Origin of the sequence: Brevibacillus reuszeri (assembly GCF_001187725.1) — a bacterium.
Lineage (GTDB): Bacteria > Bacillota > Bacilli > Brevibacillales > Brevibacillaceae > Brevibacillus > Brevibacillus reuszeri.
This window is the reverse complement of record NZ_LGIQ01000002.1, coordinates 336,393-358,550: the sequence shown is the minus strand read 5'-3', so window position 1 is coordinate 358,550 and position 22,158 is coordinate 336,393. Positions and strand designations below refer to the sequence as shown.

The following is a 22,158-nucleotide window of genomic DNA, read 5'->3' as shown; positions in this document are numbered from 1 at the left end:
GCTTCCAAAGCTTTTTTAAAGAAAAAACCACCCGATCAGCTCGGATGGTTGCCAACTTGACGTCATTTTTTGTGGTTCAAATCGTACGGTGTCTCCTGGTAAACGTAATAGTTCAGCCAGTTGGAAAACATCAGATTAGCATGGGCACGCCATGTGACGATTGGCTGACGGGAAGGATCGTCCTTAGGATAGTAATTCCTTGGAACGGCGATATCCAAGCCCTTGTTCACGTCCCGTTGATACTCATCCTGCAACGTCGTCGGATCATATTCCGAATGTCCCGTCACAAAAATTTGGCTACCATCCCGCGTAGCTACAAGATAAACGCCTGCCTCCTCAGATTCGGACAAAATCTCCAGCTCCGGCACCATCTCGATGTCCTCCCGGCGATTTTCCGTATGACGAGAATGCGGGATACAGAAGTAGTTGTCGAATCCACGCAGCAGTTTTACATTTTGCTTGTTCAAGGTGTGTGGGAAGATTCCGAACATCTTCTCTGGTAATGGATGCTTAGGAACCCCGTAATGATGGTAGAGAGCAGCCTGCGCTCCCCAACAAATATGCAGCGTTGAGGTCACATTCTCCATTTTCCAATCGAGTATTTCCTTAAGCTCAGGCCAGTAATTGACCTCGGTAAAATCAAGCTGCTCCACAGGTGCTCCTGTGATAATCATGCCGTCGAACCGTTGATCCTTGATTTCGTCAAACGTCTTATAAAACATGGATAAGTGCTCTTCTGACGTATTCTTGGACGTGTGGCTAGACATATGCAACAGCACGATCTCTACCTGCAGGGGCGTATTCCCCAGAAGGCGAAGCAGCTGTGTTTCCGTCGTTTCTTTTACGGGCATGAGGTTGAGTATGACGATGCGCATCGGCCGGATATCCTGTGTGAAGGCTCTGCTATCCTTCATAACAAAGATGTTCTCCTGGGCTAATATTTCCGTTGCTGGCAACTCGTCTGGCAGTTTAATTGGCATGTGTGTATCCCCCTTTCCATCCTTTGCAAGACAGGCAGAAAAACAATAATCGGACAAATTCGACAAAAATTCTTACCTTCCTGCTAGGAATTTCATTTGATTGATAAAATACCAGTAAATCTATTTCAAAAAGTTGGCTATTCAGCACCGATCTGTTTCAATATTCTGCCTCTTAATTTTCAACCTATTATACTCTTATTTTGCGAGAAGCAGCATGTCTTTTTCTTGGTTGGAAATGTTTTTTATGAAGTTTTCGATCATGATTCACCATTCAAATTATTTTCCAAGACAAAAAACGTTTTATAAACTCCCAGCACTTTTATTGATCGTTTCGAACGTTTAGAAGTATTGGTTTCTGCTATCATGAAAAAGGGTGTTGTCGTAATTCCTTCTGAAGAGTAATTGATACATCTAATTGAATCGCAATTTTTTTTGATCTTATATTGGGCTTCCAGCCATTTGTGATATTCTTCATCGCTCGGAACAGTATTCCCCATTAGGACGATCAGGACTGTAATTGCTATGACGATGTACTCCCATAGCTTCATCTTTCGCATGTTATCTCTCCTTCCGGCCACTTGCTGAACCCATCCCCCACAACCAGATTACCACTTTTAACAATATATGTAAGTGAAAAAAATTACAAAACCCGATGCATCTCGCAGACGCACCGGGTCAAACTTCATGCCTTACTTCTTCATATACGCTTTCATCAATTGCGCTTTGGTCTCCCACAAATCCTCGCTAATATACAAGCGATAGTGCTCGGGATTGAGCATACGCAAATATTCCGGCCAGAACAGCTTCAGTTGTTCTTTGTGGTAGTCGCGGATTTGCTCCAGCGTAGGCAGCTCATAAACTTGCTCCCCGTCTACAAACACAGGAATCAACAGGGATTCAGCCTTGTAGGCTTCCAACTGCTTGTTCAAATACGGATGGCTGGGATTAACCAAGTGAACAGGTGAGCCTTCTATCACCTGCTGTTCCTCTGGGAAGCAGAGATAGTCCGCAATGGCTTTGCCCGTTTTCGGATCAATCAGTCTGTACATATCCTTGATTCCGGGTGTCGTCACTTTTTCCGGGTTGGCAGAAATCTTGATGGTTGGTTGATACGTACCATCCTCACCTTCACGCGCCACTAGCTTGTAGACACCTCCAAGCGTCGGCTGGTCAGCTGCCGTGATCAGCTGTGTACCTACTCCCCAGCTATCTACACGCGCTCCCTGTACTTTCAGGTTCATGATGGTATGTTCATCCAGATCATTGGACGCAACGATTTTCACGTCGTGCATGCCAGCCTGATCCAGCATCTCACGTGTTTTGCTGGACAAATACGCCAAGTCACCACTGTCCAGGCGTACTGCCGAGAGCTTGATTCCGTGTTCTTCCAAGCGTTTTCCCACCGAGATCGCATGAGGTACACCGCTTTTCAGCGTATCGTATGTGTCTACCAGCAGCGTTACCTGACCTGGCAACGCCTCGGCAAAGCGTTCGAACGCCTCTTCCTCGCTCTCAAAGCTCTGTACCCATGAGTGTGCATGTGTGCCCTTGGTCGGAATTCCAAACATTTTTCCTGCGAGCATGTTGGACGTCGCGTCAAAACCAGCCAAATACGCTGCACGTGTTCCCCACAAGGCAGCGTCTGCCTCCTGTGCACGTCTTGTTCCAAATTCCATCAGTATATCGTTCCCCGCCACATTTTTAATGCGCGAGGCTTTTGTCGCAATCAACGTCTGATAGTTCATGTAGTTCAATAGCGCCGTCTCCACCAGCTGGGCTTCAATGACACGCCCCTCTACACGAATCAACGGTTCGTTCGGGAATACCAGGGTACCTTCCTTTACCGAAAAGAGCGAGCCTGTAAATCGCAGCGTGCGCAGCTCCTCCAGGAAAGCAGGATCATAATTTTCTTCCTGCTGCCGCAAGTATTCCAAATCACTCTCTTCGAAGCGAAGATTGTTAATATACGCAATGATACGCTCCAAGCCGGCTGAAACAGCATACCCATTGCCAAAAGGGAGCTTGCGGAAATAGGCCTCAAAAACGACCTTCCGATTGTGTGTCCCGTTTACCCAATGGGCGTACATCATATTGATTTGATATTTATCTGTGTGTAAAACCACACCTGATGATTGCATGTCACATAGGCCTCCTGTGTCTTCCTTTCCATCATCATACCAGAACCATTCGTTTCTGTCCCATCAGCGGTGTCGGAATAAAAGGGATATGCTATAGTATGTAGTAAATGGGAATGAAGCTCACAGCTTGGGAGTGAATAAAGTGCTGGATAGAAAAATTGCATACATCAGCAAGGGATTGCCGAAAAGCAGTCTTTTTAACGGACAAGAATTTGTCTCCGGAATCTGGAAAGAACAAGTCGATACATTGGTTGTTCGCCCCGTGAAAATTGATGAAGACGACGTAGCAAACCCAGCATACCATGGTGGACCTGATCGCGTCGTCTGTGTGTATCCATATGAACATTATGCCCATTGGGAAAAGCAATTTGGTCAAGCATTAGCTGGGGCGGCTTTTGGAGAAAATTTGACCGTTCTGAATATGCGAGAAGACCAAGTATGCATCGGGGATGTTTATCAAATCGGAGAAACGATTCTCCAAGTGAGCCAAGGACGTTATCCCTGTGCGACCATTAACAAACGAAACAACAACAATCGGTTGCTTAAAGGCGTTGTCGAAATGGGCTATACAGGCTATTTTCTCCGTGTCCTTCAGGAAGGAACCATTTCCAGCGATTCGACCATTACACAGCTGTCAGCTCATCCCCAGCAAATAACGGTCGCCGAGATCCATCACCTGTATTTCCATGACAATTCACCAGATCCCAAAACACTCGAGCGGATGCTTTCGGTAGAAGAGCTCGCCTTGCCTTGGCGCAAAAAGCTTTTGGAAAAACAGCAGCGAGCATGAAAGGAACCAGCTATGCGAATCAATAAATTTATTAGTGAAACCGGCATTTGTTCACGCCGGGAAGCGGACAAGCTCGTCGACGCAGGTCGCGTCACGATTAATGGAATGAAAGCGGAGCTGGGCAGCACAGCGGAGCCCGGAGACGATGTACGGATAGACGGGAAGCCACTTGGTACGAAGAAAAAGGACGTGTACATCGCTTTGAACAAGCCGGTTGGCATTACGTGCACAACCGAATTGCATATTAAAGGAAACATTGTTGACTTCGTGAACCACCCTGAGCGCATCTTCCCGATTGGACGCCTGGACAAGGATTCCCAAGGGCTTATTTTGCTTACGAATAACGGGGATATTGTGAACAAGATTTTGCGGGCGGAAAACAACCATGAAAAAGAGTACATCGTCACAGTGGACAAGCCGATCACCGCAAACTTTTTGCACGGGATGGCAAATGGCGTACGGATTCTCGGGACAGTCACCAAGCAATGCAAAGTGACAAAAGTTAGCGACCGTGTCTTCACGATCATTTTGACGCAAGGCCTCAATCGACAAATCAGACGCATGTGTCAGGCGTTCGGCTATCAGGTACGGCAGCTCCAACGCGTACGGATCATGAATATTTCGCTGGGCAATCTGAAAATTGGTCAATGGCGCAATCTCACAAGTAAAGAGCTGAGAGATTTGGAAAAGAATTTTTAAACCGTTTATTGCCCACTGAACAAAAGGTACTCCACAGTCATGAGCAGCTGGAGTACCTTTTTCATGATCACAGATCAAACGCAGCTGAGCTCGATCTTTTTGCTGTTTTCCAAATGGGTTTCCATGGCTTCGATCGCAGCCTTCAAATCGCCTTCCTTAGCCGCCTCCAACTGAATGAGGGCAGAAAACGAGAGAGGGGGGGTTCGTTTCTATGTTTTATGAATATTTCGCATTTATGGCAAAGTTTGATTTACATCCCTCTCAACTCCCATTACTATAGATGGCATACGTCGAGTCTTTGACGAAAAAACAAATAGAGAGAAAAGAGGTGGAGAGATTCTCCCATGCTCTTTTTCGGGTGGATCTCATGGCAATGAAACTGGTTTGTGTTGATTGCAACAAGGAAGTATCGGCAGACTTGTTTGACTATCAGTGTACATGTGGCGGCTTATTTGACATCGTTCACGACACCGCGCAGCTAGACGCCGAGTTTTTAAAGCGCGTCTTTCATGACCGTCTTTCGGAACGCATGACGCCTTATGCCAGCGGAGTTTGGCGCTACAAGGAGCTCATTTTCCCTGAGCTTGCAGACGAGTACATCACGACCAAATACGAGGGCAATACAGGCCTCTATGCTTCCGAACAAATTCAGTCGTATACCGGCAGCAATCGCAAGGTCTTGCTGAAAGCACAAAGCGAGAATCCGAGCGGCTCGTTTAAAGACAACGGAATGACTGTAGCAGTATCACATGGTCGCTCTCTCGGTTACCAGCGCTTCACCTGCACATCTACCGGGAATACTTCCTCGTCTCTTGCCATGTACGCCTCTTTGGCAAACCAGGAATCGTACGTATTTGTACCAAATAAAAATATTTCTCTAAATAAAGTGCTGCAAACCCTTGCCTACGGCGCAAATGTGATCAGCTTTGACGGCACCTACGATGATGGCATACGCTTCTATGAGCAGCACAGCAAAGAGCTCGGTCTTTATATTTGCAATTCCATCAACCCGTTCCGTATCGAGGGACAAAAAAGCATCGTCTATGAAATTGCTCAATACCTAAACTGGAATTTGCCTGACTGGGTCGTGATTCCTGGCGGCGCACTAAGCAATGTGACTGCTTTGGGGAAAGGCTTGCAGGATTTGAAAAAACTTGGCTTCATCGACAAGCTGCCTCGGGTTGCACTCGTACAGGCTGAGGGAGCCAGTCCGTTTCACCGCATGGTAGCAGAGGGACGTACTGAGCTGGTTCCAGAGCCGACTCCTTATACCCGTGCCTCCGCTCTTAATATCGGTAATCCGCCAAGCTGGAAAAAAGCGCTTCGTACTTTGGAGGAAACAAACGGTGTCACTTGCTCTGTGACTGACCAGGAGATTTTGGACGCCAAAGCTTGGGTAGACAAGAGCGGAATTGGTTGTGAGCCTGCCTCTGCGGCAACCGTCGCCGGGTTGCGCAAGCTGATTGCCCAGCAGGTGATCGACAAGGATGAGACGGCAGTGTGCATTTTAACCGGAAATATGCTGAAGGACACGGATGCCCTGCATGAGTACCATTTGGGCGAATCGTCAACGACTAGCTATAAAAACGCCATCCGACCAGCAGAATTGACGCTGGATAGCATCCAAAGCATACTATGATCACTGTTCTTTCTTTTACCGATCTATTTTTATGAAAAAAGCAAAAGGACCAGACACTTTGTTCTGGTCTTTTCTGATCATATTCTTCCTTATTACTTCACTTCGTTGAGCTGTTTCGCCAGCTTAAGCAGCTCCTCTTTAGAAACGACCTTCTCCGATGCACGCAAAGAGTATTCCAGCTTCGTACCGTTTTTGATCCAGATCACCCAATTGAAAGCATCGCCGTTTCCAGACTTATGTGTGGTCAGCACCGCTTCATTGTTGCCCACCATGACTTTTTCCATCACTTGCGCATTTGTTCCTGTATGCGCATTGCCCTCTTCGGCCATTCTTACTTCCGCTCTGATGCCACCTTTTTCAGAACGATAGGAGACGGTAGCGTAATCGAACTTGTCGCTGGACGGGATTTCCTTTACAACGTATTCCTTTTTGTCTCTTTTTGCTTCCGCCTTCATCGCTTCTGCATCGTACTTATCGCTATCCTCGTAGAGCACATCTCCTTCATTGAACTTGAAGGTTCCACCCAGCTCAGTTGGGAGGGTAAACATCTTCCCTACAACCGGCTGCATATCTTTCCACGAGGTATAGGTAACCGGATTGGAAACGACCGTAATATTCGGAGCATGCTTGGACCAGACGATATTTTTGTCTTCCTCTTCGTTTTTGGGCACCCAGTAGACCGCTGCAGTCGTTCCTGGCTTCAGATCATTCATAATGTTTGTCATGATTTCACTTTTGCGCTCAAGCTCCTTTTCTTCTTCAGCCAGTCTCGTCTGATCTTCCTGTGGCAGCTCCTGGACGACTTTTTGCTGCTCCTCATCCGTATACTGGGACATCGTTAGTACCACTTCGCCCTTTTCATTCTTTAATTCAATCATTTTCATCCCAGCCCAGACTGATGAAGCGCCAACCAACATGCTTGCAATGAGTAGCAATCCGATTTTCTTTTTCATGATTTTTTTCCCCTCCATTTTTTTAGCCATGATTGCTACCATGACTTTTTCTTTCACATCGACTTTCGGGACTGGCTTTGCTATGAGCATCTCTTGTATTGGCTTAAACGGATTTTGATCCATCATTAGCCATCCCTCCCATCGCTGGCAAATAGCGTTTGCACTTTTTCAAGGCTCGTTCAAATTGCTTCCGCAATGCCGCAGGCTTCTTGTCCAGCAAGGCAGCGATCTCCTCGTATTCCTTTTCCTCCAGCACACGCAATATCATCAGCGTGCGTTCCTCTGCAGTCAGCCTCTTCCATATCCGGTCAAACGGTTCTCCCAAATAATTGCGGTCAATCTGCTCTTCTACGTAATTACGACCATCCTCATCACGATTGAACAAAAAGGGGAGAAAGCGGCTTAATTTCCTGCGCTTCAAAACGTTGGCACAGTGATTGAAAGCAATCCGATAAATCCAGGCGGAAAATGACAGGGAGTATGAATATTGGTCAAGACGCTCATAAGCACGGAACAACACTTCTTGAACAGCGTCCTCAGCATCCTGGCGATGACCGAGCATGTGATAGCAGTATGTAAAGATCGGTTGCTGATAGTGGTCAATAATGACTTCGTATTGTTCCATAGCGCCTGCTTTGATTTCGTCCAGCAGCTGCTCGATTTCTCTCTTATTCACGATGTTCCCCCTCTCACTATGAATAACAATCCACCCTCACTCAATGTGACACTTTTTTCCAAAATAAAAAGAGGACTTTTCCACTCCATCTCGAAAAAGACGGAGGGAAAGCCCTTGTCGAATCTCATTTATCTTTTCCCGGGAAATCGACAGCGGCTGTCATCTCCCTTTAGAAATGTTCTCCATTGGCATAATAGCTTTCTTTTTGATAGGCTACGAACGCCATTTCCACCTCAGGAATGCCGAGGGATAGAACATACTTGGTCACAATCTGGGCAAACTGGTCACGAACCTCCTGCCCCCGCTCAAACCAGGCTACCTCGATAAATGGAAAAGACTCCACAACCTTCCCTGCAAAAACACCTGTTGTCTGCAAGCATTCGATTGTAAAGTTATCGGTACCGCAGCCGCAAAGCGCTGCCAATTCTACAGCAAGCGGCTCGCTGATGGCTGCCATTTGCTCGGCTTGAATACCTCGAACGATGAGATGTGGCATAATCTTATCTCCTTTTTGGGAAAAATTTCGGTTGCTACCATCATACCTTTCATGCGGGTATTCTGGATAGGTCAAAATCGCTGATTACAAACTGGTTACAAAGATGTAAATCTTCCATGAAGTGCTTACTATTTCCCGCTTTTTGTATTAAAGTGAATGAGGAACAAACTCTATGTAAATGGCCATTATAGCACGTTATTTGGAAAGGTGAGTACGCATGAACCTTTGGGAAATTTTCGTTGCATTCGTGCTAGGTTTAGTTGAAGGACTTACAGAATTCGCTCCTGTCTCTTCTACCGGGCACATGATTATCGTCGATGATATGTGGTTGCACTCAAAAGAAATGTTTACGAAAGAATTCGCCAATACCTTCAAGGTAGTGATTCAGCTTGGATCGATTTTGGCCGCTGTGATCGTTTTTAAGGACCGCTTCCTCAGTTTGCTGGGACTTAAAAAGCTTTCACCAGATGGCAATGGTCCCGGACACAAGCTGCGCCTGACTCAGGTAATTGTCGGTCTTGTGCCTGCTGCTGTATTAGGACTGCTGTTTAACAACTACATTGATGAGTATCTCTTTTCCATCAATACGGTGCTGATTGGGCTTGTTGCTGGTGCCCTGCTCATGATCGCAGCAGACTGGTTCCGGCCTGGACGCCCCAAAGTGTCCACCGTTGACCAAATTTCGTACAAGCAAGCACTTGTTATTGGATTATTTCAATGTATCGCCTTATGGCCTGGCTTCTCCCGTTCTGGCTCAACCATCTCAGGTGGGGTATTGCTAGGCTTGAGCCACAGAGCTGCTTCAGACTTTACGTTTATCATGGCGGTTCCTGTCATGGCGGGTGCCAGCTTCCTGTCCTTATTGAAGCACTGGCAGTACATCACCATCGAGTCCTTGCCCTTCTTTATCGTCGGCTTTATCAGCGCATTCGTCTTTGCCCTCTTGTCGATTCGCTTTTTCCTGAAGCTGATTAACAAAATCAAGCTGGTTCCGTTTGCTCTGTATCGGATCGCACTGGCAGCTATCATTTACTTCTTCATGATGTAAGAGATATGCCGGCGTTCCTACTATCACATGGCTTCGCCAAAGACTGCCCTTCTTGTTTCCTGGGGCAGTCTTTTCTGTGAAAAACGTCTTGACGTTTCTCATAAAAATGGATGTGACCTTTCTGTTTGTTCTACCTATTTCTCTCCTACTTGGATGGCCAGCGTGGACAATCATACAAGCCATCGAAGACCCTCGCCAATAAGAATGTAGTAACGAGGGAGGTGTTACGATGGCAAAGCGATTTTACTGCGAGGTTCTGAGGAGGCGCCTCCAGTAACCACAAATGCAACAGGAAATATCCACTTTCGATTAAGTGAGGATGGTCAGCTTCTGGAATATCGTCTGGTCGTCAACCAATTGCGAAAACTTACCCAAGCCCATATTCTTATGGGAGCCAAAGGTGCGAATGGTCTTGTCGTGGTAACCTTGTTCGGACCAATCTCGCGCGGAATTAGTGTGAATCGCGGGGTAGTAACAGGAGCCATAACGCAAAATGATCTGGTTGGTCCGCTTCAGGGGAGAACTTTCGCCGAATTGCTGCGATTGATGAATGACGGAATGACTTACGTAGACGCACATACGACGCAACATCCGAATGGTGAAATACGTGGACAAATCAGGTGTACAGATTCCCGCAGACAGTAATGGAATACCTGATAACCTTGGAAATTGGTCATAAGGCCACCCAAGGTTATTTTTTTGTCTCCTTTGGAGTGGATATCGTCATCAGATTTTCTCATGGAATTACGACTCTGCATTTTGCTAGCTAACTTTTTTTGGTATGATAACCTTTATGAAGTTTACTCAGGAGGCTATTTATTTTGTTATCGTCCAACCAGAAACGCCGTTTGACTTCTGTCCAAATCATTGTCTTTTTTTACGTGGGACTCATTCTGAGCTCATCGTTTCTATTGCTATTGCCATTTTTTCATAACCCGGGTGCACATCTCACGTTCATCGACTCCTTGTTTACCGCTGCGAGTGCCATCAGCGTAACAGGACTGACTGTCATTACCATCCATGAAGTGTTCAACGAGTGGGGCATTCTTTTTTTGACCCTGCTCTTCCAGGTGGGCGGGATCGGTATTATGACGCTGGGAACCTTTTTCTGGCTCCTGATGGGACAAAAAATTGGGCTGGAGCATCGCATGTGGATTGCTACGGATCACAATCGTCCTACGCTGTCGGGTCTTGTTGATTTGATGCGCAATATTCTTGTGATCGCCATCATGATTGAGCTGGTAGGGACGATTCTATTGGGAACTCACTTCATGCTTGCAGGGTATTATACAGACTGGTATTCCGCTTATTATCACGGGTATTTTGCAGCCGTCAGCTCCTTTACGAATGCCGGATTCGACCTGTATGGCAACTCTATGATGGACTTTACCCATGACTACGTGTTTCAGTCGCTCGTCATGCTCTTGATCATTTGCGGGGCCATCGGTTTTCCGGTACTTGTGGAGCTGCGCACGTACTTGTCGTATAAACGGGCAAAGATGCGCTTTACCTTTTCCTTGTTTACGAAAATTACGACTCTGACCTTCTTCTCCCTGATTATCATCGGAGCTGTTCTGTTGTTTTTGTTTGAACACAGCAAATCGTTTGCCGGTAAAACGTGGGTCGAAACTTTATTTTTTTCCTTGTTCCATTCTGTCTCTTCGCGAAGCGGTGGACTGGCGACAATGGATATCAGCCTACTCTCTACGCCATCGCTGCTCATGCTTTCAGCCATGATGTTTATCGGTGCGTCTCCCAGCAGCGTCGGAGGTGGTATCCGGACGACTACCTTCTTCGTTCTCGTTGCCACCGTATTTGCCAACATGCGCGGCTTTAAAAATGTAAAGGTATTTGGTCGCGAATTAGTGGAAGATGACATCATGCGCTCATTTGTCGTATTTTTTATCGCAATCATCATGGTGTTTACCGCGGTGATTCTACTCGTCTGGCTGGAGGATTTGCCCTTCCAGCACATCCTGTTCGAGGTTTGCTCTGCGTTTGGTACTACGGGCTTATCAACGGGGATTACCTCCAATCTGAGCGCGGCGGGCAAAGTTATTCTGATTGTAACTATGGTCATTGGGCGGATCGGAATCATCAATCTGCTGCTCTTCTTGAAACGCAAGGATCGGATGATGCGCTACCGTCATCCGAAGGAACGGGTTATTATTGGACAATAATGGAAAAATCCTGTGCAACTGACATCGCGTCTGCACAGGATTTTTTGTGTCGATCATCGCTGCTCCCCATCCGGGTTGATCCAGGATGCAGTCAAGGAATCACTCAGCACACAAATCATGAGGCGCAGCTCCTCTTCCGTATACTTTTGCAAAAAGCGGGTAGGGGAGCTGCCTACGATTGATCTTAGGCAACTGATGCTGGCTGGCTCCGTTTTTGTGACGAAATACGGTCCTGGTGGTATAAAGGGAGCTGGGGAAATCAGAGAAATCATCTCGCAAGCCTTGGAACTAGCTCAGAAATACGACATCCAGCCAAGAATTTCAGGTCGCTTTCCGCTACGCGAAGCCGCCGATGCTTACCGCTTTATGGATGCCCTCCCGCCGGGCAAGGTTCTTGTCCTTCCATACTTTGAATCGTAAAAAAAAGCTAATGTCTCCCCGTGAAGGAGCCAATAGCTTGTTCGTTTCATTTCTTTTGATATTTGTCTACAAAACGGGCTCGACAGAAACGTCAATCTGAGGGCTAACAGTAGTCGCCACACTCAGGATAGGCAATTCCATTACGTTCCGATGCTTTCCTGGTCCGTAGTAGTCTTGTTCCGCCTGTGCGAGACGGAATCCGAACGCCTCCAAGGCGCGAATGGACGGCATGTTCGTTTCACTCACTGTGACCCGAATCGTGCGAAGGGTCGGAAACTGGCGCAGTGCTTGCAGTCTTGCCTCGATAAATCGCTTGCCGATGCCTTGGCCCTGAAACTCTTTGCGTACGTTGCTGAATAACAGCCATCCTGTGGATTGGTACATATCAATCCCGGCGCAGCTGAACCCGATGAGCAGATTGTTACACGTCGCCTTGAATATCAATTCGGGAAACAGCTCCATATACTTTTTCAACTCATGCAGGTTCATTCGATCCGGAAGCGTCATATCCGCAAGCGTTATCATTTCGGCAAAGTCATCTCGCTTGGCACGTTCAATTTGCACGTCCATCATATTTTCGCCTCCAAATTCAAATTCCCTACTCCCTTACTTTAGCAAACAGGTTTAAAGAGAAGATGGATGGCATATGAACGGATTGTAAAATTATGATTTCAGCGGGATGTAGATGTTCATTTTCATTTGCTCAGGGTACCTGGAATTGCACACATCCGTGACTTCAAAATCTGGTCCTTCTCTCCGCTCATAATTGGAGCTCGGCAGCCACGTACCATAAATGTACCGGCGTATATTTTGACTTTGATCTGCTGACCCGTGCACTTTGAATTCTGCATATTTGCCTGCTGGCAGTGTCATCGTCACGAAGCCTTCCGGGACTTGATCAGTGATCTTATTTACAGCTTCGCCAACGACAAAGGAAAAGCTCCCGTCATCGTCAAAATTGCAGGATATTCCGTATGACATGTCTGGAGCTGCTTTATCTGGAATTCGCATAAAATCATGATTGCGGCCAAACTCATGATAAAATTCCGGTATTTCCTCAAAATAGATTTCGTCCTGCAAGCTCGTCCGAAATGAGCGACCCATGATCAGAATTTCGTCTAGCATCATGATCGTCGGTTTGTTCATCTTCATCTCTCCCTTGTCCTTCAGGCGAAACGTCAAAAAGTCCATTTTGGGCTGGTAGACAAGCGGTACATCCGACTTGCGAAATTTTCCCGGCGTCATGCCAAAACGCTTTTCAAAAGCGCGTGTAAAAGCCTCCTGGGATTGATATTGATACAGGACCGCGATCTCGAGTATGTTCTTGCTTGAGTCTTGTAATAAGACGGCGGCTTCTGACAGTCTGCGCTTGCGAACGTATTCCTGTACACCAAATCCGCAGATCGCTTGAAACAAGCGCTGAAAATGAAAAGCAGAAAAATGTGCCTGTGCTGCAATGTCCGTGATTGGCAATTCTTCGGTCAAATGCTCCTCCACATAGTCAATCGCCGCTTGAATCCGCATGTAATGGTCCATGATCGCTTCCTTTTCCTGAAACTATTTTTCTTCATTATGTAGTAGATTGAGATTGTTTTTTTGATCATTCGTGCTATACAATGGGAAAATGTCCTAGATTAGGAGGGGAAATAACAGTGAAATTACATAAAACCGCATTCCCGATGCTGCTAGCGATCGGGATTGTCATATCGCTCTGGGGCTGCTCCTCGGCGCCAGCGCTTGTAAAAACCAGTGGATCTGGCTTTGCCCAAAGTGAATATCATCAGCTTTCTCGCGAAGTAAAGGAAGTGGTTCATTATCGTCCCATGGCTTTTCAGGATATCAAGCCGCTATTGCCGGAAACATTGGCGGAGCGCTTTCACACGATTGACAAGAGCAAGCTCCCCTTTGCTGTAGACAGGGAAGCAGCAAATCTGGTTGCTTTTGACTATGGCTCTGATCAAGAACCACACCATCAATTGCAATTGTTGTACAAACAGGACCAGGATGACAATAACTTTTTCGTGATCCGCATGACGCAAACGGAAGAAAACCCACTGCCACCGCTTGCTCCGTCTTTGGAGTCGTTAGATACATTCGGCAATATTGCCAAAGTCGAGCAACTACGCGAGGACGTGCCTATGATTCATCATATCGTCCAGACAAACAGCTCCTATACGTACAGCTACTACGACTATAACGAAGAAAATCGTGTCTCTCATCTGGTAACGACCGTCGCCAATGAAATCGATTTTTATGAAGACGGTATCCTTTATCACATTGGCTATCATATCAACGGCAACAAGCCTGATGAGAATGTTCAGAAGCAGATGGTTGCTTTGGCGAAAGAGCTGGCAGGACGTTCGTAGGGAGTGGGTACCGTTCGACTAACAAAGCATCGTAAAAGGATGTGATTGTTTTGATACAAAAGAAGCTCTTTTCCTCCAAAAAGTTTTGGGATCGGTACTTTTGGAATCTTCATGATGAATTCTCCTATGAAATTCTTGAAGATAACCCCATTCGCTTTCATTTGACTGAGAACGATACTCTACTGCTTGATCCAGGTGAAGATTTAGCCTACATTTCGCTCGCTTATCAATATAAAACTGAAAATGAGCTAGAAATCGCATGGGATGATGAAGCACATTTCCATCCATTTGTTTTGAGATTTACTGAATTTCAAGCAATCGTGGATAAAATAGCTGCCGTGCATAACGTGGAAAAATGGGTTCCTGCCCTGCTTCTAAGAAGATTTGTAGGCATTGAGAGTTTTGCAGAGCTCCAAACGATTTCAGCATGGGAATTGGAAATGCGAAAAACATCAGGTCTGTTTACCGAAGACGAACTGCATGCCTGGTTTGAAAAAAGTAAACAGGATCATGAGAATTTTTGGAATGACTGTGATCGAAAATGGAGCTATCAAGAGCCTACTGGATGGGGGTTCGAAGGAAATGACGCCTATTCCTTACGAAACGCTAACAACAGTCACTTTCCATTTCAGCAATGGAATCGCATGCTAGCTGAGCTTGGTTGTTAGTTTATGAATTTCATCAAAAAGCCGACAATTCCATGAATCGGAACTGTCGGCTTTTTTTGTTTTTTGTTTATTTTTTCACAGAAGGCATGACACCCTCAGGAATGGGGTTTACATAGGTGGTTTTGCCCAGGCGTTGTTTCAGCTCGGCTTTCGCCTTTTCGATCAGCTCAGGGTTTTTGAGCATGTCAATTGCTGTGGAAGCCATGACTTTACCTGCATGGAGCATTCCTTTGTGCGCCATGGAAGTAGCACCAAGTGTAACCCACTGCCAGGAGTGCAGAGTAGATCCATTGATGAAGCAAGCAGTCGTACATTGAGCTGTCGGTGTAATCCAGCTGACATCCCCTACGTCAGTAGAGCCGTTGAGCGGAATGGTAGCACCTGTGTACGGATTGATCCAGGAAACCATGTCCGGATCAGGTGTATCCGCCGACAGTCTTTCTGCTGTTTGTCTCTCCTGCTCGGTCAATGTCGCACGTACCGATTTAGCGAGCTTCAGCTCTTCCTCGTCATGGACAGGAACGCCCAGCTCCTGGAAGTTTTTATACATCACTTGTTCGATCGTTTCATTTTGCACCACATTGGAGCAAGCCTTGTCGAATACGATCTCTACTTCGGTTTCGGTCATAAGCGCTGCACCTTTGGCAATTTTGCACACACGCTCGTAGATTTCCTGTACTTGAGCGACCTTCGGCGCACGTACCAGGTAAAGTACTTCTGCATACGGCTGAACCACGTTTGGAGACAAGCCGCCGGAGTTTGTTATGGCATAGTGCACACGGGCATCCGTAATGATATGCTCACGCAGGTAGTTGACTCCGACATTCATTAGCTCGACTGCATCCAGTGCGCTGCGTCCCAGGTGCGGACTTGCTGCGGCATGGGCACTTTTACCTCTGAACTTGAAGTATACTTGGTAGTTCGCGAGCGATTCGATCGCCATGATGCTGTTGTAGCCCATTGGATGCCAGCAGAGAGCGAAATCTACGTCTTCAAACAAACCTGCTCTTGCCATAAACGTTTTACCGGAGCCGCCTTCTTCACCCGGGCATCCGTAATAGCGAACCGTACCGGACATGTTATTCTCTTCCATATATTGCTTCACTGCAACTGCTGCCGCCAGAGAAGCGGTACCGAGCAGGTTGTGGCCACATCCATGTCCATTTGCCCCCGGCACCAATGGTTCTTCTTTTGCTTGTCCTTTTTTCTGGCTCATTCCCGAGAGAGCGTCGAACTCACCCAGAATCGCCACTACCGGACTTCCACTACCAAAGCTCCCGATGAAGGCAGTTTGGATACCGCCTACACCTCTCTCAACCTGGAAGCCTTCGCTCTCCAATGTATGAGCGAGCAATTCAGCCGATTGGTACTCTTCGAAACGCGTCTCCGCGAATTCCCAGATACGGTCGCTCACTTTGATAAACGAATCTCGTTTGTTCTCAATCATTTCTGCAATCTGTTTGGTATGCATGAAGAAACATCCTCTCTAAGTCGTTGTTTGGCAGATTGGAGTTTGACCAATAGAAGGGGTTTCCCTAAGTCAGAAGCCGTCTCGCAATGCGATTCAACAGCTCTACGCTGCGCGGAAGAATTTCCTCTTGAATATCGAATTTCTGATGATGGTGAGGCGCCGGAATATCAGTACCGATAGACATATAGGTTCCTTTTCCGCCGCGATCCTGTACGCGCTTGATCAAAAAGCTCGCGTCTTCGCTTCCCATCGCGTTGTATGCACCATTCACAAACGAGTGAAAGCCCTCCACCTGTTTTGCTTCTTCGAGAGCAAGCTCAGCCATATCGACGTCGTAGTTGATCGGAATAGCTCCGCCGACTACCTCGATCTCATGCTCCAGCTCATGCATCGCGGCACTATGCGCGATAATATTGCGTACACGCTGCTCCAGCTCTGCATTGACCTCTTCTGATACGGAGCGGGTTTCCACCACCATTTTAGCGTATGCCGGAATGATGTTGGCTGCAGTACCGCCCTCCAGAACCCCTACATTGATACGGGTAGAACCAGTGCTAAAACGTGGAATCGCATGAATGTTCAATAAAGCAGTTGCTGCTCCGAGTAATGCGTTTTTTCCTTGCTCAGGCGATGCACCGGCATGGGAGGAAACCCCGTGAAAATGTGCCAGCATTTTGGTTGTTGCCAAAAAGCCGTGTGAGCCGCCATGTATTTCACCGAGTGGTACACCGACACCTAGATGGTGACAGAAAATGTAGTCCACATCATCGACGATCCCTTTTTGCACGATGGAATACGCCCCGCGCACACCCTCTTCAGCTGGTTGAAAAATTAGCTTAATCGTACCGGAAAAATCTCCATCTGCCAGTTTTTCTGCCAGTCCCAAACCAATCGTGGTATGACCGTCATGCGCACATGCGTGCATGTTTCCCTCGTAGTGCGAGCGGAAGCCATTCGCTTGTGGAAAATGGTCTCCATCCTTGCTTTCTAGGACCGGCAAGGCATCCATGTCAAAACGGAAAGCGACAGTAGGTCCCGCAGACTTTCCTTTTTTCACACCGATTACGGCTGTGTATCCGCCGCGCATTTTTTCTACAATCGCCGGGTTTGCGCCATCACGCAGCGCTCGTTCATACGCTTTTTCCAATACAGCCTCGGAAGGCAACCCCCGACGGGAGTCGCCATCCATAGCATCTTGTCCATAAATGACTTCAAATCCGAGTGAAGTCAATATCTCGACTACCTTGGTAGCTGTACGGAATTCTGTAAAGCCCACTTCCGGATGCATATGAAAATCTCTTCGCAACGTAACCAGATCCAACATCATTAATTCCTCCTGTTATCTCTGGAGCAATCACTATTTCAAAACTGGATATACTCCAGGACCAATTGGCAAGCCCAAGAAATACCATACCACAAGTAACAGTGTCCAAAGCACGAAGATCGCAATCGGATACGGCAAAATCAAGGAATAGTACGTACCCAGCTTGGCATCCTTTTTATATTCCTGCAAAAAGTTCAGGAACAACGGGATAAACGGCGAGACAATCGCAAATGGAATCACGGACGAGTCAGCGACACGGAATGCGACTTGCGCGAATGCCGGATGGAAGCCAAGTGCCATGAACATCGGAACAAATACAGGTGCCAGGAGCGACCAGATTGCGGAACCGCTCGCAATAAACATACAGAGGAACGCAGACAGGAACATCAAGCCGATAAAGACTGGTGCGCCAGTCATGTTCATTTGTTCCAGCACATCTGTAATGGACAACGCGAGGAAGCTTCCCATGTTACTCCAGTTAAACATCGCTACAAATTGAGAAAGCGGGAAGATCATCACGATAAAGCCAGCCATGCCTTTAATCGGATCAGTCAACAGCGCTGGAATGTCATTTTGCTTTTTGATTACCCCTACCTTGATCCCGTACGTAATCGCTACGGTAAAGAAGAAGATCAGGATGACAGGGACGATACCCGAAATGAATGGCGACGGAACGATGGTACCAAGCTTAGGATCACGCAGGATTCCGTTCGCAGGTACTACCAGAACAGCCAGAACCGCGATGAAAACAAGTGCTGCAATACCTGCTGCACGCAGGCCTTTCTTTTGCAGATCGGATAAATCTTCGAGCTTTTTGCCGTTATCACCCTTGTAGACACCCAGCTTCGGTTCTACAAACTTGTCCGTAATAAAACCAATGACAGCGGACAAAAGCAAAACAGATACGGACATAAAGAACCAGTTATCGAGAACGCTTACAGTAACATTCGGGTCAACCGACTTGGAGATTTCCGAGCTGATACCGGAAAGCAGTACATCTGTCGTTACAATCAGGATGTTGGCGGAAAAACCGGAACCAACACCAGCGATCGCAGCCAGCAAACCAGCAACCGGGTGACGTCCGACTGCCAAAAAGATCAAGGCTCCGAGTGGCGGCATGATTACGAAAGCCGCATCAGAGGACACGTGGCTGAAAAACGCGATAAATGCTACCAGGTAGCTGGCGTAGCGTGCACTTACACGCAGAGACATTTTGCGAATAACCGCTTCCAAAAGTCCAACCTTTTCAGCCAGCCCGACACCAAGCATCAGCGTCAAGATTGAGCCCAAAGGCAAAAATCCTGAGAAGTTCTTGATGATGTTGGGCAAAAGCCATTGCAGACCTTCCTGGCTAAGCAGGTTCTTCACTTGGATCTCTTCGTTTTTAATCGGATCGATTGCCGTTACATGAAAAATAGACAAAATGGCAGTGATAATCATCAGAGCTGCTATCAGATAAAGGAAAAGCATGAATGGATTCGGCAGCTTGTTCCCAACCCGCTCGACCCACTTTACCAAGCCCATTCCTTGTGACGCTTGCTCATAATGGTCTGTGTTTGCTTGACGTGCACTCACATGGCATCCCCCTTAGGCCGTATCTTTTTACGTTAGAATCATCATTCCGACTGTTTCAGAATCGAAACAAAGGCGTTCTGAATGAGTGATCAGTCTGGGTGTTGGCATTAAAGTGAAAGCCCTTTCAATTTAACTTCAACGTTCACCAATCATTCAAAACCGAGATGTTGCTTCGTGATGAAATGAATACTCCTTTCGTTATATTCGGTCCAAGCTCTTAATTTAGCGAATACAAAGAGACATTTTCGTTTAAATGAATTATATAGCCATTTTAACTTTTTTTCAATAGAGTTGTTTGACTTCTTGCAAAATAGAAAAGCTTCCATTTTTAATCCAGCACGCATGAAACCTTGATACTCCTGCATTTTTATTAAACTTATGCCTGACGAAAATTGGTTATAGCTTCCCCCTTTTTTCCGGCTTCCTCTCTCCTGCTTTTTCTACCGCACAAAAAACACCCGACATCATCGGGTGTTTGCGTACTGATTCCTTCCTCACATTTTTAACGCGTACATTTTTTTGGGCCTTCCGCGAACGGCTTGCTGTTCTTCTCCTTTTAGCTCGGCGAGGCCGTATTCGCACAGGCTCCCGAGGATTCGCTGGGCGTTGCGCACAGTCATCGACAGGTACGAGGCGATATCTGTTGTGGTAAATGTACTCCAGCCCATGCGCTGTACGAGCGCCTTGATCTTGTTGTAGGTTTTCACGCTAATATTGGCCTTGTTTAACAGGTCCAAAAGCTCGCGATCACTCGAACGGTACGAATACGTCAGCTGCTCGCTCTCGCCTACCGACTCGATCATGACCCCGTCATCCTGCACGATGACGATTCCAAATTCCGGTCTTTCCTTTGCGTGCTGGATCGCTTTTCTCGCATTGTTTTCAGCAGAAAAGGCGGTCTCGCCAAATCCGACCCCTACCGCGACGGGAACATCTGCCTCCAGTGACAGCTGTGTAACAGTATGACGCAGCCTATCAATTTCGCGTTGGATCGCTCCGCGCGTACTGAAAATCTGATAGCGGCCATTTCCGTTTGCCATGAGGGAGCCGTCCATTCTTTCACAGAGGAGCAGCAGTATTTGCCTGATTTTCAGCTCTAGCTGCTGTAGATGGTAGCGGGTTTGCGAGCGCTCCGGAATTTTGTCGAACTGCTCCAGCTCAATAAATTCCACTCCGATTTGCGTGTCCTTGAAATATGTGCTTCTCGCTCTTTCGATGACGATTTTCATGGCTTGCCTGATTTCCATTTTGGTAATCAAGACCCGGTAAACAGGAATTCCTTCCTCCCGCAGCGCACGCTCGACAGAAGACAGCGTCGTAAATGCGCCTTGGGTCTTTCCTTGCTTCCAAAGCGAAACATGATAGCTCGTAATGGCCTCCGGGTTGTAGTGCTCGTCATACGTATGCAAAAACATCGTTTCGTCGTTGAGATCCAGCTCACTCATGGCTTCCCGCAAATTGGGTCCCTCAGTATCAATCATATCTACGGAGACACTCTTCACAACTTCATTATGATCAATCGACATCTGGATAAAGCAGCGGTACAAATTCGAACCTGTAGGCGGACAGTACACAATATTGGCATCTGGACCCACAGCATTTTTGGCAATCGTATAAGGGATAGGTCCGGAACAAAACCAGCCATTGCACTCTGCATTATGCTCCTGGACGATTCTGCTCACTTCTCTCGCATCCTCATACGTGAATGGGACAAATTCGATTTCATGCTCAAACTCATTGGCAATCGCCAATATCCGCTCAACAGAAGGGGGCGGTCCCACAACACCAATTCTATACATGCGTATAATAACTCCTACCTGTTTTGATAGACTCACTTGCTATCCTTATTTTATATGGAATCCAGAACCTAATCCAGATCATTTGGTACGCGTGTTGTCTTCTCTTTTGTCAGTCAGGATTTGCCTTACCGCCTCATACAAAGACACGGTCGGCTTTTCGATGAGGGTTTCTAAATCATTCGTCGTGCTGGTTGTATCGATTCGGGAAAGAAAGCGGTATAGCCAGTTATCTGCACGTGAATCCTCACGATGGGTAATCGGTGCGCCTGTTATTTCGGTCAGTGCCTGAACCAGATCGGCAAAATGCCATGGGCGCGAAGCCGTCAGCTCATACGTTTGATTTTTGTGAGCATTATTCGTTAGGATATTTGCCGCTGCCAAGGCCAAATCTTCGCGTGTCACACTGTTGAAGCCATCAATTCCCGGATACGTGATCAATTCCCCCGTCCGAGTAGCCACTCCTAAACCAAGCTGAGCGATAAAATCAGCATAGAGCGCATTTCTAAGAAACGTATAAGGAATCCCGGTTGTTCGGATTGCATGCTCTGTCGCCAAATGAAGATGCGTCAGTGAGATATCGCTTTTTTCGGGAAAGGCAAAGCTCGTATAAATGATGTGCTCCACATTCGCCTTTTTTGCTGCCTCAACGACGTGACTGTGCTGGCGAATCCGAACCGTATCGTCCATGTGTGGACTGGAGATGAACAGTAGCCTGGATGTATGGGTGAAAGCCTGTTGCAACGATTCGGGACTATCGTAATCGATCTGCCGGATACCCACATCCAGTTCTTGATAGAGCAGAGCTTTTTTTGGATCACGCACGCAAAGAGTGATATCGTTTGCTCCAACCTTTTGCAAAAGCTGTCGAACGATAAGACTTCCTAATTTACCGCTAGCACCTGTAACCGTGATGGTCATATGCTTGCACCCTTTCTC

At 46.9% G+C, this 22,158-nt stretch carries 22 protein-coding genes; 9 read left to right on the top strand and 13 right to left on the bottom strand.

All coding sequences use genetic code 11. From position 1 onward, the window contains the following. Window positions 1-62: 62 nt before the first annotated feature. The 3 genes from metA to ADS79_RS02155 form a co-directional block, all read right to left on the bottom strand. Window positions 63-980, bottom strand: coding sequence for a homoserine O-acetyltransferase MetA (gene metA, locus ADS79_RS02165; protein WP_049736759.1), 918 nt, complete (start codon window positions 978-980; stop codon window positions 63-65). Window positions 981-1,237: 257 nt separating this feature from the next. Next, the gene (locus tag ADS79_RS02160; RefSeq protein WP_049736758.1) at window positions 1,238-1,537 is read right to left on the bottom strand and encodes a hypothetical protein; all 300 of its coding nucleotides are present in this window, start codon (window positions 1,535-1,537) and stop codon (window positions 1,238-1,240) included. A 132-nt stretch (window positions 1,538-1,669) separates the two neighbouring features. After that, a complete protein-coding gene (locus tag ADS79_RS02155; protein WP_049736757.1) occupies window positions 1,670-3,118 on the bottom strand; it encodes a nicotinate phosphoribosyltransferase in 1,449 nt (482 codons plus the stop codon). A 142-nt stretch (window positions 3,119-3,260) separates the two neighbouring features. Between ADS79_RS02155 and ADS79_RS02150 the strand changes: the two genes are divergently transcribed. The 3 genes from ADS79_RS02150 to thrC all read left to right on the top strand — a co-directional run bounded on the left by ADS79_RS02150 (window position 3,261) and on the right by thrC (window position 6,246). Then, window positions 3,261-3,908 carry an MOSC domain-containing protein gene (locus ADS79_RS02150; RefSeq protein WP_236699856.1) on the top strand — a complete coding sequence of 216 codons (648 nt, stop codon included), beginning with the start codon at window positions 3,261-3,263 and terminating at the stop codon, window positions 3,906-3,908. Between the two features lie 12 nt (window positions 3,909-3,920). Then, window positions 3,921-4,607 carry a 23S rRNA pseudouridine(2604) synthase RluF gene (gene rluF, locus ADS79_RS02145; RefSeq protein ID WP_049736756.1) on the top strand — a complete coding sequence of 229 codons (687 nt, stop codon included), beginning with the start codon at window positions 3,921-3,923 and terminating at the stop codon, window positions 4,605-4,607. Window positions 4,608-4,980: 373 nt separating this feature from the next. Continuing rightward, window positions 4,981-6,246 carry a threonine synthase gene (thrC, locus tag ADS79_RS02140; RefSeq protein WP_049736989.1) on the top strand — a complete coding sequence of 422 codons (1,266 nt, stop codon included), beginning with the start codon at window positions 4,981-4,983 and terminating at the stop codon, window positions 6,244-6,246. 92 nt (window positions 6,247-6,338) lie between these two features. Here the strand turns inward: thrC and ADS79_RS02135 are convergent, their stop codons facing one another. The 3 genes from ADS79_RS02135 to ADS79_RS02125 form a co-directional block, all read right to left on the bottom strand. After that, entirely contained in the window at window positions 6,339-7,325 is a 987-nt protein-coding gene (locus ADS79_RS02135; protein WP_049736755.1) for a hypothetical protein, read from the bottom strand. After that, entirely contained in the window at window positions 7,303-7,875 is a 573-nt protein-coding gene (locus tag ADS79_RS02130) for an RNA polymerase sigma factor (protein WP_049736754.1), read from the bottom strand. The genes ADS79_RS02135 and ADS79_RS02130 overlap by 23 nt, the downstream gene beginning before the upstream one ends. A 169-nt stretch (window positions 7,876-8,044) precedes the next feature. After that, window positions 8,045-8,371 (bottom strand): DUF1904 family protein, encoded by a 327-nt coding sequence (locus ADS79_RS02125; RefSeq protein WP_049736753.1) that lies wholly within the window; start codon window positions 8,369-8,371, stop codon window positions 8,045-8,047. Between the two features lie 217 nt (window positions 8,372-8,588). Between ADS79_RS02125 and ADS79_RS02120 the strand changes: the two genes are divergently transcribed. The 4 genes from ADS79_RS02120 to ADS79_RS02110 all read left to right on the top strand — a co-directional run bounded on the left by ADS79_RS02120 (window position 8,589) and on the right by ADS79_RS02110 (window position 12,019). Further along, window positions 8,589-9,419, top strand: a complete 831-nt coding sequence (locus tag ADS79_RS02120) for an undecaprenyl-diphosphate phosphatase (protein ID WP_049736752.1) — start codon at window positions 8,589-8,591, stop codon at window positions 9,417-9,419. A 240-nt stretch (window positions 9,420-9,659) separates the two neighbouring features. Continuing rightward, on the top strand, window positions 9,660-10,064 hold the full coding sequence (locus ADS79_RS34065; RefSeq protein ID WP_084765560.1) for a CHRD domain-containing protein: 405 nt from the start codon (window positions 9,660-9,662) through the stop codon (window positions 10,062-10,064). 176 nt (window positions 10,065-10,240) lie between these two features. Beyond that, window positions 10,241-11,599, top strand: a complete 1,359-nt coding sequence (locus tag ADS79_RS02115; RefSeq protein ID WP_049736751.1) for a TrkH family potassium uptake protein — start codon at window positions 10,241-10,243, stop codon at window positions 11,597-11,599. A gap of 12 nt (window positions 11,600-11,611) precedes the next feature. Further along, window positions 11,612-12,019: an MDR/zinc-dependent alcohol dehydrogenase-like family protein gene (locus tag ADS79_RS02110; RefSeq protein ID WP_049736750.1), complete on the top strand. Its 408-nt coding sequence runs from the start codon at window positions 11,612-11,614 to the stop codon at window positions 12,017-12,019. A gap of 66 nt (window positions 12,020-12,085) precedes the next feature. Here the strand turns inward: ADS79_RS02110 and ADS79_RS02105 are convergent, their stop codons facing one another. Together ADS79_RS02105 and ADS79_RS02100 are read right to left on the bottom strand one after the other, a co-directional pair. Then, a complete protein-coding gene (locus ADS79_RS02105) occupies window positions 12,086-12,592 on the bottom strand; it encodes a GNAT family N-acetyltransferase (RefSeq protein WP_236699855.1) in 507 nt (168 codons plus the stop codon). A 90-nt stretch (window positions 12,593-12,682) separates the two neighbouring features. Then, complete coding sequence (locus ADS79_RS02100) at window positions 12,683-13,555, bottom strand: AraC family transcriptional regulator (RefSeq protein ID WP_049736749.1); 873 nt, start codon at window positions 13,553-13,555, stop codon at window positions 12,683-12,685. Window positions 13,556-13,671: 116 nt separating this feature from the next. Between ADS79_RS02100 and ADS79_RS02095 the strand changes: the two genes are divergently transcribed. Together ADS79_RS02095 and ADS79_RS02090 are read left to right on the top strand one after the other, a co-directional pair. After that, window positions 13,672-14,385, top strand: a complete 714-nt coding sequence (locus tag ADS79_RS02095; RefSeq protein ID WP_049736748.1) for a hypothetical protein — start codon at window positions 13,672-13,674, stop codon at window positions 14,383-14,385. Window positions 14,386-14,435: 50 nt separating this feature from the next. After that, window positions 14,436-15,053, top strand: coding sequence for a hypothetical protein (locus tag ADS79_RS02090; RefSeq protein WP_049736747.1), 618 nt, complete (start codon window positions 14,436-14,438; stop codon window positions 15,051-15,053). A gap of 67 nt (window positions 15,054-15,120) precedes the next feature. On the opposite strand, the gene ADS79_RS02085 is transcribed toward ADS79_RS02090, so the two are convergent. From ADS79_RS02085 to ADS79_RS02060, 5 genes are all read right to left on the bottom strand, one after another. Beyond that, window positions 15,121-16,524 carry a M20 family metallopeptidase gene (locus ADS79_RS02085; protein ID WP_049736746.1) on the bottom strand — a complete coding sequence of 468 codons (1,404 nt, stop codon included), beginning with the start codon at window positions 16,522-16,524 and terminating at the stop codon, window positions 15,121-15,123. A 64-nt stretch (window positions 16,525-16,588) separates the two neighbouring features. Then, window positions 16,589-17,848, bottom strand: coding sequence for an amidohydrolase (locus ADS79_RS02080; protein ID WP_049736745.1), 1,260 nt, complete (start codon window positions 17,846-17,848; stop codon window positions 16,589-16,591). Between the two features lie 33 nt (window positions 17,849-17,881). Beyond that, window positions 17,882-19,372, bottom strand: coding sequence for an AbgT family transporter (locus ADS79_RS02075; protein ID WP_049736987.1), 1,491 nt, complete (start codon window positions 19,370-19,372; stop codon window positions 17,882-17,884). A 545-nt stretch (window positions 19,373-19,917) separates the two neighbouring features. Beyond that, complete coding sequence (locus ADS79_RS02065) at window positions 19,918-21,222, bottom strand: FNR family transcription factor (RefSeq protein ID WP_049736743.1); 1,305 nt, start codon at window positions 21,220-21,222, stop codon at window positions 19,918-19,920. A gap of 78 nt (window positions 21,223-21,300) precedes the next feature. Beyond that, on the bottom strand, window positions 21,301-22,140 hold the full coding sequence (locus ADS79_RS02060; RefSeq protein ID WP_049736742.1) for an NmrA family NAD(P)-binding protein: 840 nt from the start codon (window positions 22,138-22,140) through the stop codon (window positions 21,301-21,303). Window positions 22,141-22,158 lie beyond the last annotated feature (18 nt).

Coding starts and splice junctions, on each gene's coding strand:
- metA (WP_049736759.1), bottom strand. CDS start 980: ATGCCAATTAAACTGCCAGACGAGTTGCCAGCAACGGAAATATTAGCC.
- ADS79_RS02160 (WP_049736758.1), bottom strand. CDS start 1,537: ATGCGAAAGATGAAGCTATGGGAGTACATCGTCATAGCAATTACAGTC.
- ADS79_RS02155 (WP_049736757.1), bottom strand. CDS start 3,118: ATGCAATCATCAGGTGTGGTTTTACACACAGATAAATATCAAATCAAT.
- rluF (WP_049736756.1), top strand. CDS start 3,921: ATGCGAATCAATAAATTTATTAGTGAAACCGGCATTTGTTCACGCCGG.
- thrC (WP_049736989.1), top strand. CDS start 4,981: ATGAAACTGGTTTGTGTTGATTGCAACAAGGAAGTATCGGCAGACTTG.
- ADS79_RS02135 (WP_049736755.1), bottom strand. CDS start 7,325: ATGATGGATCAAAATCCGTTTAAGCCAATACAAGAGATGCTCATAGCA.
- ADS79_RS02125 (WP_049736753.1), bottom strand. CDS start 8,371: ATGCCACATCTCATCGTTCGAGGTATTCAAGCCGAGCAAATGGCAGCC.
- ADS79_RS02120 (WP_049736752.1), top strand. CDS start 8,589: ATGAACCTTTGGGAAATTTTCGTTGCATTCGTGCTAGGTTTAGTTGAA.
- ADS79_RS02105 (WP_236699855.1), bottom strand. CDS start 12,592: ATGATGGACGTGCAAATTGAACGTGCCAAGCGAGATGACTTTGCCGAA.
- ADS79_RS02100 (WP_049736749.1), bottom strand. CDS start 13,555: ATGGACCATTACATGCGGATTCAAGCGGCGATTGACTATGTGGAGGAG.
- ADS79_RS02085 (WP_049736746.1), bottom strand. CDS start 16,524: ATGCATACCAAACAGATTGCAGAAATGATTGAGAACAAACGAGATTCG.
- ADS79_RS02080 (WP_049736745.1), bottom strand. CDS start 17,848: ATGTTGGATCTGGTTACGTTGCGAAGAGATTTTCATATGCATCCGGAA.
- ADS79_RS02075 (WP_049736987.1), bottom strand. CDS start 19,372: ATGGGCTTGGTAAAGTGGGTCGAGCGGGTTGGGAACAAGCTGCCGAAT.
- ADS79_RS02065 (WP_049736743.1), bottom strand. CDS start 21,222: ATGTATAGAATTGGTGTTGTGGGACCGCCCCCTTCTGTTGAGCGGATA.
- ADS79_RS02060 (WP_049736742.1), bottom strand. CDS start 22,140: ATGACCATCACGGTTACAGGTGCTAGCGGTAAATTAGGAAGTCTTATC.